Origin of the sequence: Psychrobacter lutiphocae DSM 21542 (genome assembly GCF_000382145.1) — a bacterium.
Lineage (GTDB): Bacteria > Pseudomonadota > Gammaproteobacteria > Pseudomonadales > Moraxellaceae > Psychrobacter > Psychrobacter lutiphocae.
Genome location: NZ_KB907631.1, coordinates 1 through 17,902 on the forward strand (window position 1 = coordinate 1; position 17,902 = coordinate 17,902).

11 protein-coding genes are annotated in these 17,902 nt (G+C 39.8%); 2 read left to right on the forward strand and 9 right to left on the reverse strand.

Annotation, left to right across the window (positions count from 1 at the left end):
• Positions 1-610: 610 nt before the first annotated feature.
• A complete protein-coding gene (locus H140_RS0105215) occupies positions 611-1,378 on the forward strand; it encodes a Nif3-like dinuclear metal center hexameric protein (protein ID WP_019672607.1) in 768 nt (255 codons plus the stop codon).
• Positions 1,379-2,490: 1,112 nt separating this feature from the next.
• A complete protein-coding gene (locus tag H140_RS13995) occupies positions 2,491-3,918 on the forward strand; it encodes an MltF family protein (protein ID WP_019672608.1) in 1,428 nt (475 codons plus the stop codon).
• Positions 3,919-4,196: 278 nt separating this feature from the next.
• Here H140_RS13995 and H140_RS0105225 read toward each other — a convergent pair whose 3' ends face one another.
• The 9 genes from H140_RS0105225 to H140_RS0105265 form a co-directional block, all read right to left on the reverse strand.
• Positions 4,197-7,421: a lytic transglycosylase gene (locus H140_RS0105225; RefSeq protein ID WP_019672609.1), complete on the reverse strand. Its 3,225-nt coding sequence runs from the start codon at positions 7,419-7,421 to the stop codon at positions 4,197-4,199.
• A 126-nt stretch (positions 7,422-7,547) separates the two neighbouring features.
• Positions 7,548-8,033, reverse strand: a complete 486-nt coding sequence (locus H140_RS0105230; RefSeq protein WP_019672610.1) for a hypothetical protein — start codon at positions 8,031-8,033, stop codon at positions 7,548-7,550.
• A gap of 393 nt (positions 8,034-8,426) precedes the next feature.
• Positions 8,427-9,647 (reverse strand): CNNM domain-containing protein, encoded by a 1,221-nt coding sequence (locus tag H140_RS0105235; RefSeq protein WP_019672611.1) that lies wholly within the window; start codon positions 9,645-9,647, stop codon positions 8,427-8,429.
• Between the two features lie 69 nt (positions 9,648-9,716).
• Positions 9,717-10,016, reverse strand: coding sequence for an integration host factor subunit beta (locus H140_RS0105240; protein ID WP_019672612.1), 300 nt, complete (start codon positions 10,014-10,016; stop codon positions 9,717-9,719).
• Positions 10,017-10,457: 441 nt separating this feature from the next.
• Positions 10,458-12,140, reverse strand: a complete 1,683-nt coding sequence (gene rpsA, locus H140_RS0105245; RefSeq protein WP_019672613.1) for a 30S ribosomal protein S1 — start codon at positions 12,138-12,140, stop codon at positions 10,458-10,460.
• A gap of 204 nt (positions 12,141-12,344) precedes the next feature.
• Positions 12,345-13,055 (reverse strand): (d)CMP kinase, encoded by a 711-nt coding sequence (cmk, locus tag H140_RS0105250; protein ID WP_019672614.1) that lies wholly within the window; start codon positions 13,053-13,055, stop codon positions 12,345-12,347.
• 241 nt (positions 13,056-13,296) lie between these two features.
• The gene (gene tadA, locus H140_RS0105255; protein WP_019672615.1) at positions 13,297-13,839 is read right to left on the reverse strand and encodes a tRNA adenosine(34) deaminase TadA; all 543 of its coding nucleotides are present in this window, start codon (positions 13,837-13,839) and stop codon (positions 13,297-13,299) included.
• 261 nt (positions 13,840-14,100) lie between these two features.
• Positions 14,101-14,835 carry a uracil-DNA glycosylase gene (locus H140_RS0105260; protein ID WP_019672616.1) on the reverse strand — a complete coding sequence of 245 codons (735 nt, stop codon included), beginning with the start codon at positions 14,833-14,835 and terminating at the stop codon, positions 14,101-14,103.
• Between the two features lie 239 nt (positions 14,836-15,074).
• Positions 15,075-17,654 carry an AAA family ATPase gene (locus tag H140_RS0105265; protein ID WP_019672617.1) on the reverse strand — a complete coding sequence of 860 codons (2,580 nt, stop codon included), beginning with the start codon at positions 17,652-17,654 and terminating at the stop codon, positions 15,075-15,077.
• Positions 17,655-17,902: the final 248 nt, after the last annotated feature.

The window sequence follows — 17,902 nt, forward strand, 5'->3', positions numbered from 1 at the left end:
CAGCTATTTTGTTTAGCTGGTTTGCGTGTTTGTCTTTGATGCGTAGCTTGAGTGTTTTCATAGGGTTAGTGTGTCAAATTTACTGTTTGGCTGCAAGTATAGTTGTAGTCGAATAAATGAGTTACAAGGCAACCGATTGCAAGTACTACTGAAGTAGGCTAAACGAGGTTAACGCTGTAACTCTTTTATGTGGCTGTGACTATAATTATGCGATAGTCTGTGTTGCCTTATATCCACCGACTTTAGGCGATAGTTTTACGGCAACCTTGGATAAAAAAATGCGTCAATTTTGTACTTAAAGAAAATTTATTGGACAAGGGCTTAGTTTAACATTTGTTGCCCCCTTACTGGTAAGCCACTCTCAAAAATTACTGCCTAAATTGTTAAGATCATGTTACAAACCTTACTATAACGCTTTTGGTCTCTTTTTAAACTCATTTATGACGCTTTAAGCCTATTGATAACGCTGTGTTATAGCACTTATAGTGCTGTGCTATACTAACCCTCTAAACTGACCCTCTAAACTAACCTTCTAGAATTTAGCTATTAAGATTAAACCATCAGTGATAAGCGATTAAATATAAAACAGCAACAACCTAAGGATAATGGCATGCTCAACACTCAAATTTATCCCAACACATTAGCTCAGTGGTGCGATAACTACTTACAAGCTAATGAATTTAATGACTACTGTCCAAATGGGCTACAAGTCGATGCCAACACCCCAATTCGCAAAATTATTACTGGCGTTACTGCCACTCAAAACGTAATTGACGCTGCCATCGCTGAAAAAGCAGATGCCATCTTAGTACATCATGGTTACTTTTGGAAAGGAGAGCCAGCACCGCTAACTGGTATGAAAGGCAAACGAATCCGTAGCCTATTACAAAATAACATTTCCTTATTAGCGTATCACTTACCATTAGATGCACACCCAATAGTAGGTAATAATGCGATACTTGCCCAACAACTAGACCTTGAAATCATAGGTGCACTCTATCCACATGAAAAACATCCCGTAGGTAATATCGCTCAATGTGAGCCAATTGCAATAACCGATTTTATCACCAAAGTCAGTGACAAACTACAACGCATACCAACTCATATCAGTGCTGGCAACAAGCAAATAACCCAAGTTGGTATATGTAGTGGTGGTGCACAAGACATGATAGAGCAAGCTGCAACAATGGGTTGTCAGCTATATATCTCAGGCGAAATATCAGAACGCACCACCCATACTGCAAGAGAGCTTGGTATTGATTATTTGGCTTGTGGACATCACGCCACTGAAAAAGGCGGTATTCAAGCATTAGGGACGCTAATTGAGCAGTCGCTTGGGCTTAAAGTACGCTTTATCGATGACCCAAATCCAGCCTAGCACAAGCGCTATCTGCATACTTTAAAATGACCAAAGATCAAGCTCTGTCGAATATAGATTCAATAGATCTAAGTATTGACTTAATATCATCAGAATTCAATTATTCTAAAATAGAATATGTGGGAGTTATATCTTGAAATTTTGATTGGTAGCCATAACAATAGAGAATAACAAAAAAAAGGCGAGATGAAACATAGCTTACTAAGATAGATGCTATAATAAAGAGTATCTTAACTGAAGCAATTAGTTTTATTTTGCTTTATTTTGTAGTAAATTGCCAAACTTTACAAATCATCGTAAGTGCGGATTTTTATTAGCCTGGTTTTATTACCTAAGTAAGCGCCATTAACTAAGGATAAGCGTAACCGTTTTTATTAGATACGTTGATCCAGTTAGTAAGCATCTTTAGCTTAAAAAGCACCTTTAGGATAAGCAGATTAAGGTTAATAAATACTTTGTTGTTTTAGAGACTATTAATTTAGATATTAATACTATCGTTCATCTTCTCTTTATGTGGTAAATACATACATAATATAGTAGAAGCATGGTTAATAAATCTATAATTAATAGGCGCATAGCATATAGGTTGTCGTTATTTTAAATGACCCAAGTTTTAAATAACCCAAACCCTATTAGAATCTAAGCCACTCACTATCGCAAAGTAAAAAATAATAATAGATAAGTGATTCATAACTAGCTGTTAGCTTTAACAGATAACACTATAAAAATATGGGTCACTAGCCAAGCTTAGTGCGCTGCCAACAACTGATTGCTCTTTGCTTGACTAGGGTTTGGCTTTTTATTAAGCCTTACTTTTTATCTGACTTGTTTTTAATTCGTCTTGCTAGCAGCAGTTGTAAGGTGACTAAATGAGTCGGCTACATGGACTCATAAAGTCATCATAAACATTATGACAATACCTTTAAATCAATAACTATCCTTAAATCAATAACTATCCATCATAGAAAAATACAAACTATCATAGCAAAATGTGATTCAAAGGTTAAGTTCGTGATGTCCCTGCTTGCTCATAGCTGTGGTTATAACGAAAGCTAAATACAATGGTGTATGACTTTCCACACAGTATGGATGATTAGACAACGGAGAGATCCATGCAACGCATGACCTATTGGTATACAGATAGCAAGGCAGTGGCATATTCCCCTTTTGATGACGGACAAGTGTTCTATTGTCATGAATGCCGTTCAACAACTCTAATCACACCCAGAGCGCCAGCAAATTGCCACCAGCAAGTGAGCAATGAAGCGAAGCGCCAAACTGATAGGCAAGCCAGTACTAGTAATAACTCCAACCATCTGGCAACAAATACCAGCCGCCTAAAACACTCAGTGCACTTATTTTCTAATCAGCTACTAAATAAAGTAGACGCTTATGTCAATCGTAACAAGACTGATGGCAACAAAGTTACTAAGATTAAAAAAGTTACTAAGATTAAAAAAGTTACTAAGATTAAACTAGCTGCAAGCCTCTCTGGTATTGCCTTAGTATCTTTACCAGCAATCAGTATTAGCACTGCCTTATTTAATAATAGCAAATCTGCTGATGCTTACAGCCATGTCATAGCAACCAACACCTTAACTCTTGCATCTGTGGCAGGTGAAAGCACCTTTTTTGCCACCGATGGATTCCAACATGGTTTTGGCTATGATATTGCTCGCGCATATGCCAATGATCTAGGCGTTGACCTTACCCTAAAAAGTTATGCCAGCGAGTCTGACGCGCTACAAGCCGTCACCAAAGGTGAAGCTGATATGGCACTCACCACCGCCAGCACCAAACTTATTGAAAATAATGCCGTTGCAGCTATTAATATAAGCTGTGGCTTTGATAGCAGTCTTACTCAAAATGGGCTGAATCCTAAAACCAGCTTGAGCTTTCGCAACCATCAAGATCCACTTGCAATGAAAGCCAGCCACTTTTTATGCCATAATGAACAACTGACCAGCACCGCTAAAATTGCTAACTTTTATGATCAAACCCTATTAAAAGATGACTATAATCGCCGTCATTTTGAAAAGGTATTAACTCATAGCTTGCCTTTATATCAATCCTCCTTTCAAGAGCAAGCCAAAAACTATGATCATGATTGGGAACTATTAGTGGCTATGGGTTATCAAGAGTCACATCTCAACCCCAATGCCGTATCACCTACTGGAGTTCGTGGGTTAATGATGCTTACCAATAGCACCGCAGAAGCAATGGGTGTTTCGAATCGAGTAGATCCCTATCAAAGTATTGGTGGCAGTGCTCGCTATTTAGAACTTTTAAAGCAAAGTTTTAATGATATCCCAGATCCAGATCGCACTTGGTTTGCGTTGGCCTCTTACAATATGGGTCCCAATGCGGTTAAAAGAATCCAAAACAAACTAGCACAAGCAGGGCAAGACCCAAATAGTTGGGCAAATGTCTATACTTATATGTTGGATAATGCAACCAGTAACGCCCGTTATGTGCAGTGTATGCACTACGTGACTAATATTCGTAGCTACTTAGAGTCACTAAAAACACGCACTGCTTAAACCGATATAATCCTAGGGCGTGCCTTCTATGGGCAATGATATTTAAATAGGCTAGAAGCAGCTACCATAAGTCGTAGTTATACCTTTTCTGAAAAACAGCCTACCTTTGTCAAGCTTGCTAAATCTACTGCTTGTAGACTTTGCACTCGTTTTCCTCGATATCTTAATTTTTAGATTTGGTATTATAACAATATGTACAAAAATAGCTCCCTAATGCGGGAGCTATTTTTTATTTAGCTATTTTTAATTTAAACTTTTTTATTGCTTGCACCAATAGCTTATTGCACTGGTACTTTAAGCGTTTGACCAACTTGTAGCATGGTATTACTACTAATACCATTTAACTCGGCAAACTCCTCTGGCGTCATACCATATTTTCTAGCCAACCCAATCAAGCTGTCACCAGATTTTACCTTATAACTGGTGGTGGTTGCTGGTATAGTGATTTTTTGACCAATTTGTAACTGAGCTGTTGTGCTTAGCCCATTTGCCGATGCCAACTGATTGAGCGTTAATCCATGCTGACTGGCCAAACGGATCAATGAATCACCTGACTTAACTGTATAGTTACCACCATTGCTACTAGCTACTGACGAACGACTTGTAGAGCCACTGCTGGTTGATTGACTACCACTGGATTTGGTATTAGGCACTTTTAGAGTTTGACCAATACGCAAACCTGAGCTGGCACTAATATTATTTGCTGCTGCCAAATCTGCTGTTGACACCCCATATTCACGTGCCAAATTAATCAAACCATCACCTGCTTTTACCTTATAAGTACCGGTATAGCTCACTTGCGAAGCATTAGATACTGAGCTGCGAGCGCTACTGCTAGTAGCTGATTGTGATACGCTTCCGCTAGCTGATCCCGCTGCTGGTATTGTCAATGACTGACCAATAATTAAGTTTGATGTTGTCGATAAGTTATTGGCACTGGCAAGTGCAGCCAAGGACACGCCATGACTATTTGCCACACTGGTCAATGAGTCACCAGATTTTACCTTATAATTTATGGGTTCATTGCTAACTCTCAACGCAACTTGCTGCTGCGATGCAGGCAGTTTTAGTTTTTGTCCACGCAATAGTTGACCTGTGGCAGATATATTATTCATTTGTGCAATTTGGGTATGAGACACGCCAAGTTTATTAGCTATACCGATTAAGGTATCTCCTGCCTGAACAGTATAACTGCTGGTTTCTCCTTGGTAATTGCTACTGTTATTAGCGCGGTTTGTTGTACTGTTTGAGCTTGTGCGACTACTAGTTGTAGTTTGCGCTGGTACTGTTAAGCGCTGCCCCACTAATAATTGCTCATTAGCTTCTAAGTCATTCATCGCAGCCAAAGTCTCAACAGGCACATTAAATCGAGATGCCAAGGCAATTAAGCCTTCACCGCGCTTAACCGTATAAGTTTGCGTTTTACCATTATAAGCTGATGTACTACTGTAAGCTGATGTACTACCAGAAGAGTTGCTACTGTTATTCTGACTTGTTTTCACCATACCTGGAATTAGCCACAGCTTTTGACCTGTACGTAATTGAGCATTGGTTGACAAGCCATTATAACTTGCTAAGCGAGACACACTAAGTCCAACTCGATTAGCAGTACCAATTAGAGTATCTCCTGGACGTACGATATATGTATTGGGCTTCGCGCCACTTTGGCTACTATCTGTCTGTGCGTTTGAGCCAAGAGGTGCGATAGGCTTTGCATTATATAAATACAGCTTCGTACCAGTTAATAGGGTTGCATTGGGGTTAATCTGATTCCAGTCGGCAATATCCCGCCAATTAAGCCCAGCTCTTGAGGCAATATTTACTAAGGTATCACCACGCTGAACAGTATAGACACTACGTGTTCCCGTTGGTCTTGGTGCCTCTGCTGCTTGTTGATATTGTGGCTGTGAAGATGGTGTAGACGCGCTGCTACTACGATCGAAACTGATACGCTTTTCTTCCCCACGTGCTTCCAGGATTGACTGCTGAGTCTGAATAGCTTCAAGCTTGATATTACCATCTACTGAGCTTAACACCTCACCGACATCTGGTGATGACTGGCGTATCTGTTGTGAAATAAATTCTTTTTCTTCTGGTGACAAAGGAGGTTCTTGTACAATCGTATCATTTTTAGTCAACTGAGCTGAGGTAGTTGGTAGCGTATTTGAACGCGCAAGCTCAGATTCGATTCTCCTTTTTTCAGTATCGCTGATAGGTGGTTCTTGAGTTACTGTTGTAGCCATCACTGGAGATGTAATCGGCGCAATATAAGAGCTGGTTTGTTGCGGTGCACGTGCGATACTGGCAAACTCAGCCAACCCTTCTGGCGACCTTGTCATGGCTTCATACTGTGAGTCAGGAACAGAATAAGGCGATGAGCTTGCACTACCTGAAAAGCCACTTCCTGTAAGTCTGCTTAATTTAGCATCCACCAGTATATTGGTTTGATTAGGTATAATTACACGGTTCGGTCCAGCAACATCAACTTTACCCATTGTCAGCGCCGGGTTAAGCGCTTTTAGTTCATCATAGCCTACCCCTGTCAACTGTGACACTTCATGCAAACTGACACCATAATTAACAGGTACACTCCTAAAATGCTGACGGTTAGCTATTGCGGGTAATGCGATACTATATTCATTGGTATCTTTAACAATTTGTGCAACCGCCATAAAGCGTGGTACATAATGCATGGTTTCTGTCGGTAATGATAGCGACCAATAATCAGTTGGTAAGCCACGAGCACGATTGGCATCAATTGCACGTTGTACACGACCAGGACCTGCATTATACGAAGCTAACGCAAGCTCCCAACTACCAAACTGGTTATATAAGGAAGTCAAAAAATCATAAGCAGCACGCGTTGACTCAATCACATCACGGCGCCCATCATAGGTTGGTGTCTGTGTTAATCCATAGATACGACCAGTGCTTGGTATAAACTGCCATAGACCTGCTGCTGCTGCATTACTAGTACCTGTTGGGTCATAGGAGCTTTCAATTACTGGTAATAACGCAAGTTCTGTTGGAATATTGCGACGCTCTGCTTCTCGAATAGTATGATATAAATAACGACTGGCACGAGCAGTTAAGCGATTAATATATTCTTGGCGGGTAATAAACCAGTTTTTTTGCGCATCAATTCGTTGCTGCTGACTAAAGCCATAGTTTTGATCCATGCGAAAACCAGCACGCATTCTATCCCATAAGTTACCATACTGCTGAATAGCTAACTTATCATCTTCCACCATTTTCATGTCAGTGGCTTCAAGCAAATTCTCCAACTCAGCCAAACTTTCATCATCTAACAAAGAAGTACTGTAACCACCATCTGCAGCAGGGACGTTAGATACGGCCTCGTGTTGAGCTACTGGAAGTCTTGTACTTGCGGACGTGCCTGTCCCAGGCGCTGTATTACTACTACAACTTGCTAACAGAACAGAACCGATAGCCAGCGCTAAAGGAAGTTTACAAAATTGAACAGAGGCTTTTTTAAAGTCCATAACAATCATAACCCAGTGTAGAAAATAAAAGATTGAAGATTAAAGTTTTATAGTGAATAAGTAGCGCAAGATAAAACGCATCAATTGTAAGGTTAGTCAGCCTTTTAAAATAACTTATGTATTGAACTAATCAATCGTCACTTGTGATACGGCACGTAATAGCACAGCATTATTCGCACCTGCTTTGAGAGTCGCTCTTGAGTTGGTGGTAAATGTTCTTTTTTCACCATCTTTTACCCAAGACTCTACCGTTTTGACATCTGCTTTTGCCTGACTACCACTAATTACAATATTTGATACACTAATATCATAAGTATAGTTGGAAGTGTTCGTCCAACTTTTTTGTAACAAATTAAGATAAGCTGATTTATCTAAGCTGGTAGTTTTGCCTCGCCGTGATAAAGAAATCAATGCTTCATCTGCAACCAAGTTTGACACTTGACTGACACTTTTGCTATTGGCTGCCTGCTTCATTTTTGATGCATAGGCTTGCACATCTGCTTCAGACAAATCTGCTGCTTGAGCTACTGTGGCGGTGAAGGTTGCTACTACTGCAATACTAACTGGTGCAATGACTGCTGATATTAAGTTATTTGTATTAAATAGAGCCATAGTATCTATCCTTGTTGTTACTTGTTTATTTAAGTTATATTAGGGAAACTGGTCATATTTAGATATTAGCTAGATTCATCGCCATGATTAAGACCAATTTATCTCAATTTTTTCTACCAAGACGAATGTTCAACAGCCCCTAAAATCAATACCAAATGAAATAGTTTGGATTAAATATTGTCTTGATAACAATATATGCGGCTAAATACAGGATATGCGGCTAAATACAGGCATCTCAATCTTTTACCAATATGCCATATCTCCTGCTATTTCCAACACACAAATATCTTACTATACTTAATAGAATATAATCCTAGGCGAACATTAACCGCTTGTAATAATTAGTGACTAACTAGGGGCTTTTGAGCGTACTCCATATGTGTTCAGTAGACCTTAGTTTTGTCCATGGGTATCATCATCTTCTACCAACATTCCTAATCGGGCTGCGCGCCGTTGCATCATCTGTCGTGCTAACGCTTGCATATCCTCAACCCTATCCACTTCATCTACAATCTCAAGTCCAAGTAACGTTTCTAACACATCTTCTAGTGTCACTAGTCCCTTAACTTCACCATATTCACCAACCGTAATGGCTATATGAATACGGCTATTTAACATCAAATCTAATAAATCAAACAGCTTCATTTTAGAAAAGACAAAAGTAATCTCACGTTTATAGCTCTCAAGTGGCTTATCCATATGATTGTTGGCTTTTGCCAATAAAATATCTGACTTTAAAACAAAGCCAGTAACCTTATCTAAATCCTCATCATAAATTGGCAAACGTGAAAACATAAGCTTGGGACGGTTTGCTAACAGCTCTGCCACAGTAATAGATTGATCAAAAGCATGAATCACAGATCTCGGTGTCATGATATCTTCAACTTTAATCGCACCAAACGCCAACAAATTACGAATAATTCGTGACTCTAAAGGATCTATTTGACCAGACTGCTCACCAACGCTGGCTAATGCGGCAAACTCATTACGACTAAAGGTATGTGCTTTTTTACCACGAGTTAACAGTTTGGTTATCTTTTCAGAAACCCAAATCAGTGGATATAACAAAAATATAATGGCTTTCACAAAATAGGCAATCGGTCCTGATAATTGTCTCCAGTAAACCGTTCCTAAAGTTTTTGGAATAATTTCTGAGCCTATTAAAATGATTAAAGTCATTACTGCCGAAAAAACCCCAAACCACTGACTACCAAAAACAATAGTAGCTTGTGCCCCTGCACCTATTGAACCAACCGTATGTGCTACTGTATTTAAAGTTAAAATAGCTGCAATTGACTGATCTATATTGTCAATTTTTACACTCTTTAGCATAGCTGATTTTTTTGGATTTTCTTCAGAAATAGAAGCCACATAAGATGGGGTCATTGTCAGTAATGCAGCCTCAGATACCGAACATACAAAAGAGACAGCTACTGACAAAGCTACAAAACCAATTAGCATCGCTACATGGAAGCTATAGCTAGATGTCTGTACTGCGGTGTCAACTGCGCCTGCTGCATAGGCAGCTACTGGTATGATGACAAATAGCGCAAGTATAAGTGAGAATATATGTGTACGAAAAAAAGATGCTGATATTCTAAATCGAGCTTTCAAGTCAAATACCTAATGTAGTTAAACATAATAAAAAATAAGAGCTACAGGATATCATTAATTGCGTCTAGATTACATCCATTTCTCATTGACGCCTTCACGTAGCGCTTTACCCGGCTTAAAGTGTGGAATTGATTTTGCAGGAACCAACACCATCTCACCTGTTTTTGGGTTACGCCCTTGTCTGGCATCACGATGATGTAAACAAAATGTACCAAATCCACGAATTTCAATACGGCTATTGTTAATCAAGTTCTTTGATAACAATGTTAATATTTCGCGTACAGCGCTGTCCACATCCGAATCAGTAATGTAATCACAGCGAGAGGCAATATCTTGAATTAAATCTGATTTATTTATAATGCTTGTCATATCCATCTGACCTTGATAAATAATAGTTTGGTTAGAAAAGTGGTTAAAAAAATAGTAACAACTGCTATAAACTGTTCGTCCTTTAAGCCATAGCCAATGACGGCTAAAATGGTCACATAATAACCGAGCTTAGGTGCTACTCATGTAGGCTTAGCGAGGTTAACACCTTAACCATTTAGTAGTTCGTTGACTATATCAGCAGTGTTCATGTATCAACTCAATACAGCTTCTATTATTAAATCATAACTTGCTCTTATTGTGGAGTTTATCTGCACTTATTTTCGATATTTGTCCTAAAACAATCCAATTTACAACAAAAAAGGAGCAACCCTAGGGTCACTCCTTTTTTTTGACTTTCATTTACAACTATGTCAATAGAAAATTACTGATTATTCGGTAATAATTTTTATGACAAAGTCGTATTTTTATCACTAATAGTGATTAGTCTTCTTGCATTTGCTCTTTGATCAAGTCACCAATAGTTTTTGGCTGTGCTTCAGGAGCAGCTTGAGTGCTACCAAGCTCTTTAATCGCTTGACGCTCTTCTGCTTCATCTTTCGCTTTGATTGATAAGCTGATGCTACGTGACTTACGGTCTACGCTGATGATTTTCGCTTCAACAGAGTCACCTTCGTTTAGATGCTTAGTCGCATCTTCAACTTTGTCACGCTGAATTTCAGAAGCGCGTAAGTAACCTTCAACTTCATCAGCAAGAGTAATTACCGCACCTTTAGCATCAACTTCTTTAACCGTACCAGTTACGATAGCGCCACGGTCATGAGCTACTAAATACTCATTAAATGGATCTGAGCTTAACTGCTTGATACCTAGGCTGATACGGTTTGCTTCAGCGTCAACTGATAGAACCATTGCTTCAACAGTATCGCCTTTGTTGTAGTTACGGATAGCTTCTTCACCAGGCTCATTCCAAGAAATGTCAGATAGGTGAACCAGACCGTCGATACCACCGTCAAGACCGATAAAGATACCGAAGTCAGTGATTGACTTGATAGTACCCGTTAGCTTATCACCACGATCATATTTCTTGTCGAACTCTTCCCATGGGTTTGGTAGAGTTTGCTTGATACCTAGGCTGATACGACGACGTTCTTCGTCGATATCTAGGATCATAACGTCAACTTCGTCACCAATCTGAACAACTTTAGATGGGTGGATGTTTTTGTTAGTGTGATCCATTTCTGAAACGTGTACTAGACCTTCGATACCGTCAGAAATCTCAGCGAAGCAACCATAGTCAGTTAGGTTAGTTACACGTGCTTTCACGATGCTACCTACTGGGTATGTACCGCTTACATTATCCCAAGGATCTGTACCTAACTGTTTTAGACCTAAGCTTACGCGGTTGCGTTCACGATCAAATTTTAGAACTTTAACTTTAAGGTCTTGACCGACTTCTACAACTTCAGATGGGTGCTTAATACGGCGCCATGCCATATCAGTAATGTGTAGTAGACCGTCGATACCACCTAAGTCTACGAATGCACCGTAGTCAGTTAGGTTTTTAACGATACCTTCAACTTCGATACCTTCTTCAAGCTTATTAAGTAGCTCTTCACGCTCAGCTGAGTTTTCAGCTTCCATAACCGCTTTACGGCTAACAACGACGTTGTTACGTTTTTGATCTAATTTAATAATTTTGAATTCTAGCTCTTTGCCTTCAAGGTGCGTAGTGTCACGGATTGGACGAACATCAACCAATGAACCTGGTAGGAAAGCGCGTACTGAACCCACATCTACAGTAAAACCACCTTTTACTTTGCTTGAGATGATACCTTTAACAATTTCGTCGCCTTCAAATAATTTTTCAAGCGCATTCCACGTTTCTACACGTTTTGCTTTTTCACGTGACAGTAAGGTCTGACCCATACCGTTGTCAACAGCTTCAACAACAACATCAACGCTATCGCCCACTGCTACTTCAAGCTCGCCATTATCGTCTAAGAACTCTTCACGAGCTACCACACCCTCAGACTTTAGACCAGTGTCAACTGTAATCCAATCGCTATCGATTGCTACAACAGTACCGTTGATTACTGAGCCACGCTCAATATCAAGACCCTGCTCTTCAAGACTCGCTTCAAATAGTTCAGCAAATGATTCCATATGATTACCTTAATATAGCCGTATCCTGTCCAGCACAGTACGGTTCAAGTTAATGAAAATAAAAGATTAACGCTGGTTTTACTCTTTTTATTTCCATTTGATAAATTTAATATTAAAAAAACTGTTTACATACAAGGTGTGCTGTATTCACACCGTTACCTTTTACCACATTAGATAGTCAATATTTTGACACCTAAATGCACACTAGGTAGCAAAACAAATGCCTTTTTCTTGGCAGAATTTTTTGATACTTTGGTAGACTTCTTCAGCGCTCATATTTGAGCTATCTAAGACTAAAGCATCTTTGGCTGGCTTAGAGGGCGCAACGCTTCTATTTTCATCTCGCGCATCTCTTTGCTTAATGCTTTGTAAAATAGACTCGTAATCTACTGCTTGACCTGCCTGCTCTAACTGAGCAACTCTACGGTCAGCACGAGCTTTTGCGCTCGCTGTTAAATATACCTTAGCATCTGCATTGGGGAACACAACTGTTCCCATATCACGACCATCTGCAATTAAGCCTGACTCATTAGCCATATTTTGTTGTAGCGCCAGCAAGGCTTCTCTAACCTTGGGAAGTGCAGCTACTTGTGACGCATAGCCACCTACTGTTTCATTTCGAATGTCATCAGCCACATTATTGCCATCAACGACAATATTAACTAGGCCTGATGCTTGCGGCAAAAATTGGATGTCTAGTTGCTCAGTCAGTTGTGCAATGTTTTTTTCATCTTCTGCATCAAGCTTAGATTTATTACCTGCGATTAGTCCTGCTTCAAAAGCTTTTAGACCGACAATTCGATACAAAGCTCCTGAGTCTAACAGTCGATAATTTAACGCTTGTGCTAGCTTTAAACAAACGGTTCCCTTTCCTGCACCACTTGGTCCATCAATTGTAATAACAGGAAAAGTCATCTTTGCTCACCCACAGTCTGTTAACTCGTATCCTGCGACATCAGTAGCTTGTTGCATCATTATTAACCTAACTCACTAATAAGTAGCTATTTCACAAACTAATAGCCCCACAACACAAATAAATAGTGATTTAGTCTATAAGCTTGATACAAAAAATATGATGGCAGTAAACGCAAATAGGTCAAGATTATAACAAATAAAAGACTATCTCACCAGCCAAATTTTACGCTTTACCTTCTTTTTATTTCTTATTATTTTTCATTCTACGTTTTTTAAAAAACTGTTTTAAATGATTTTGACTTAGTTTGGATAATAATCCAGAACTTACCGCTATTTTATGATTATAAAACCCCATTTTTGCTAAATCTAACCGACTACCTACCATACCAGCCCGTGGCTCGAAAGTAGCAAACACTAAGCGCTGTAAACGAGCATGGATAAGCGCACCAAAACACATGGTACAAGGCTCTAAGGTGACATATAAAGTGCTATTAACTGGCAATCGATAGTTTTGTATTGCCTCACAGGCACAGCGTAATGCCACAATCTCAGCATGTGCGGTCGGATCATGGGTTTCAATAGGTTGATTAAATCCCTCTCCAATAACCTTACCATCGCAAACTATCACCGCCCCAACAGGCACCTCTCCTGCTTGTGCGCCTTGATTGGCTAATTGCAGAGCTCGTAACATAAACTGTACATCTTCTAGCATCCAATATTTGGCTTGTTGCAAATACTCAGCGTAATTATTTGTATTTGTTTGTTGTGTCAAAAATGGCGTCATTAACTTTCAGTTACCTTGACTTTAAGCTGCCTTACAAAAGCTATATGCTGATAAAATGTTATGTGGTGACAAACACCATATCCTAGATAAATACTATACCCTAAGAAATATAAGACTATTCTCTAATAGGGGCTGTATAGGATTGATTTATTAAGACTGCTGATATGATAGCTAAGATCGTTCTAGATTAGGCGTAAATCGACGATAATGTCTAGACCTTAGCTAAATATAGATAATAAAAGCTGGCTGATAAAAAATAAACTATTGTGGCAATTGCCAATCAATCGGCGCTTTACCATGCTGTTGCAAATAGTGGTTTGTCTTCGAAAATGGCTTAGTACCAAAAAACCCCCCTCGGTTGGCTGCTAAGGGGGACGGATGCACTGCAGAGAGTATCAAGTGCTTGTCTGTATCAATAAAACGACCTTTTAATTTTGCCTTACTGCCCCACAGGATAAACACCGTGTTTTCAGTTTGTCGATTGACCACATCAATCACCGCATCGGTAAACTGCTCCCAGCCTTTACCTTGATGACTCCCAGCCATACCTTCTTCTACCGTTAACGAGGCATTTAGTAGCAATACACCTTGCTGCGCCCATGAGGTTAAGTCACCATGTTTGGGTGGCAAGCTACCGATATCATCGGCCATTTCTTTTAAAATATTATTCAATGAAGGTGGCTTAGGGATAATCTTCGGTACAGAAAATGACAGACCCATTGCCTGCCCTGGACCATGATAAGGATCTTGTCCTAAGATGACGACTTTCACATTCGATAGTGGCGTCAAATTAAAGGCGTTAAACATCATACTGGCTTTAGGATATATGCTTTTTCCTGAGCCATATTCTTGACGCAAAAACTCACGTAAGTTGTCCATATTCTCTGAGGTTAACTCATCAGCTAGTGCGTGTTTCCAGTCTTCTGGCATCTTAACATTGGCCAATATCGCCTGTTTTTCTGCTTCTGTTTTTTGAGGTTTTAATTCATTTTGCATCGCAAGCACTCTTATCTAAAGTCTGTTGGATTTCTAAAGTTTGTGAAATTTATCGTTTGAAACCATTGTATAACATCTGGGCTGTTACCGTTAGGTCATGGTTGATATAAAATGCCCGAAGCTAGACCAAGCATAAAATTATGTCTGAAAACAAAAAGAGGCCAACCTAGGGTTAACCTCTTTTTTACTGTTCTAACTTTTAGACTAATTAATCTAAAGTAATGCAACCTTAGCAGTTATTAACCTTCTTCAGTATCGGCATACTCCACACCACGCTGACCGTGTTTTTCAACAACGGTCAGTAGGATGCGACTGCCTTCTGCTGCTGCCTTGTCCTCATCATCAACTGCCTTGGTAAAGGCCTCATCACTTAAAGTGACATGTACTGCGCCACCATCTACCAAATCACCGAATAGCACCATATTAGCTAATGGCTTTTTGATTTCATTTTGAATTAAACGCTGCATTGGACGTGCACCCATCAAGCGATCATAGCCTTTTTCTGCCAAGTACTCACGTACCGCATCATCAATCTCAAGCACCACTTGCTTGTCATCTAACTGAGCTTGAAGCTCAACCAAGAACTTATCAACTACTGAAATCACAATAGCAGGGTCTAGTGGATTGAACTGAATAATGGCATCCAAGCGGTTGCGAAATTCTGGTGTGAATACTCGGTTCATCGCTTCGGTATTATCTTTACTATGATCTTGCTTAGTAAAGCCCATTGACGAGCGACTAATGTTTTCTGCACCCACGTTAGTAGTCATAATCAAAATAACTTGCTTAAAGCTGGCAACTCGACCATTATTATCTGTAAGTGAGCCATGATCCATTACTTGCAACAGCAAGTTAAATACATCAGGATGCGCTTTTTCTATCTCATCAAGTAGCAAAACACAATGCGGGTGTTGATTGATTTTTTCGGTTAATAATCCACCTTGATCAAAGCCTACATAACCTGGTGGCGCACCAATTAACCGCGAAGCCGTATGTGCTTCCATATATTCTGACATATCAAAACGTATTAGCTCAATCCCCATCAGATTTGCCAACTGTTTTGACACTTCTGTTTTACCTACCCCTGTCGGGCCAGCAAACATAAATGAACCAATCGGCTTATCTGTCGGTTTCAGACCTGCACGTGACAATTTAATGGCATCCGATAAGGTTTTAATCGCTTCTGCTTGACCAAATACCAAACGATTTAAATCACGGTCTAAGTGCTGTAATAAAGACTTATCATCGTTAGAGACGGACTTAGGTGGAATACGTGCCAATTTTGAAATGATGGCTTCAATGTCTTCCACATCAATGACTACTGGATCAGTATGCTCCTCTACTGTTTCAGCATGATCTTCAGCCCTTGACGCTTCCGCTTCTGTTTCAGTTTCGCTACTACCTATTGTTTCGCTACTACCTATTTCAGTATCGGTTGCCTCAAACCCTGATTCAGTTACTGCGTCCTCATTGTCTAAGCCCGTTTCATCTGCATTAATTTGCGCATCATAATCGGCATGACTTTGACTGTTAATTTCATCAATCAATAGATCTTCGCCAACTACCTGATCAGCACTAGGTACGATACCTAGTCGCTTATAAGCACCTGCCTCATCGATCACATCAATAGCTTTATCAGGTAAAAAGCGCTCATGGATATGTTTCGCAGACAACTGCACAGCACTCACCAAAGCTTCATCTGTATATTTTACATTATGAAACTCTTCATAACGTGACTTTAACCCACGTAAGATATCAATACTATCTTCAATACTTGGCTCGTTTACATCAATTTTTTGGAAGCGGCGTGACAGCGCATGGTCTTTTTCGAAAACTTGACGATATTCGGTAAAAGTAGTTGAGCCTATACATCTTAGCTCACCATTTGCCAGTGCTGGCTTGATCAAGTTGGATACATCCATATTGCTACTCATCGAAGATCCAGCACCTATAATCATATGAATCTCATCAATAAATAATATGGCATTCGGCTTTTTCTTCAACTCATCTAGCAAAGCCTTCATACGCTTTTCAAAGTCACCACGATACTTAGTACCCGCAATTAAAGATCCTATTTCAAGACTATAAATCACGCAGCCTTGTAATGGTTTTGGTGCTTTATTATTAATAATAAGCCAGGCTAAACCTTCGGCTATCGAGGTTTTACCCACCCCTGGATCACCTACTAATAAAGGGTTGTTCTTACGCCGGCGACACAATACTTGAGCTGTGCGCTCAATCTCACTTTCGCGGCCAATTAATGGGTCGGTTTTGCCTTCGGCAGCACGTTTGTTTAAGTTTTGTGCAAACTCTTCGAGTGGATCTTTTTTACTACGACCTGCTTTGTTGTTTTCTGCTTCTGCATCTTGATTGCTACGAGTTTCATCACCGTCTGCACCGTGTGATAAATACTGTGTTAATTCAAGGCGACTCACGCCTTGTTTTTTGAGTAAATATACCGCATAGGTATCATGCTCAGAAAACATAGATACCAAAATATCTGAGCCTTGCACCAAACGACCTGATCCAATTGATTGCACATGAAAAATAGCACGCTGTAAGATGCGGTCAAAACTTTGTGTCGCTTGTGGAGTTTGCTCTAAATCTGCATCTATCTTTGGAGTGTGCTTTTCTATATAAGCTTCTAAATCTGCGCGTAAACTACTAATATCTGCGCCACAAGCTTTAAGTGTGGTGGCGGCATTATTATTCTCAAGCAGTGCCAGCAGTAAATGCTCCACTGTCAAATACTCGTGTGACTTTTGTCGTGCCAAAGTCATGGCAAGACGTAAGGAAACTTCGAGGTGACGACTTAACATAAAGATATCCTAATTTTATTGTAGTTTTGATGGGCTAGACACTGGTCTTAACCACATAAGCATACCTATTTAGTAGGGTTGCTTACCTCAAAAATCAAGAGCACCCTGTAATAATAGTGTCAAGATTGGCAGCTGTTTCTTGTTCTTCTCTTTGCCCAGCCTATCTAACTGACACAAAAAACCCCTTAGTGCCGATTATAAAGGCATTAAGGGGTTTTACAGTTAAGTTAAGTATCTTGTCAGTAACG

What these genes read in the sequence shown, in the direction of transcription:
- H140_RS0105215 (WP_019672607.1), top strand. Translation starts at nt 611, where the DNA reads ATGCTCAACACTCAAATTTATCCCAACACATTAGCTCAGTGGTGCGAT.
- H140_RS13995 (WP_019672608.1), top strand. Translation starts at nt 2,491, where the DNA reads ATGCAACGCATGACCTATTGGTATACAGATAGCAAGGCAGTGGCATAT.
- H140_RS0105225 (WP_019672609.1), bottom strand. Translation starts at nt 7,421, where the DNA reads ATGGACTTTAAAAAAGCCTCTGTTCAATTTTGTAAACTTCCTTTAGCG.
- H140_RS0105230 (WP_019672610.1), bottom strand. Translation starts at nt 8,033, where the DNA reads ATGGCTCTATTTAATACAAATAACTTAATATCAGCAGTCATTGCACCA.
- H140_RS0105240 (WP_019672612.1), bottom strand. Translation starts at nt 10,016, where the DNA reads ATGACAAGCATTATAAATAAATCAGATTTAATTCAAGATATTGCCTCT.
- rpsA (WP_019672613.1), bottom strand. Translation starts at nt 12,140, where the DNA reads ATGGAATCATTTGCTGAACTATTTGAAGCGAGTCTTGAAGAGCAGGGT.
- cmk (WP_019672614.1), bottom strand. Translation starts at nt 13,055, where the DNA reads ATGACTTTTCCTGTTATTACAATTGATGGACCAAGTGGTGCAGGAAAG.
- tadA (WP_019672615.1), bottom strand. Translation starts at nt 13,839, where the DNA reads ATGACGCCATTTTTGACACAACAAACAAATACAAATAATTACGCTGAG.
- H140_RS0105260 (WP_019672616.1), bottom strand. Translation starts at nt 14,835, where the DNA reads ATGCAAAATGAATTAAAACCTCAAAAAACAGAAGCAGAAAAACAGGCG.
- H140_RS0105265 (WP_019672617.1), bottom strand. Translation starts at nt 17,654, where the DNA reads ATGTTAAGTCGTCACCTCGAAGTTTCCTTACGTCTTGCCATGACTTTG.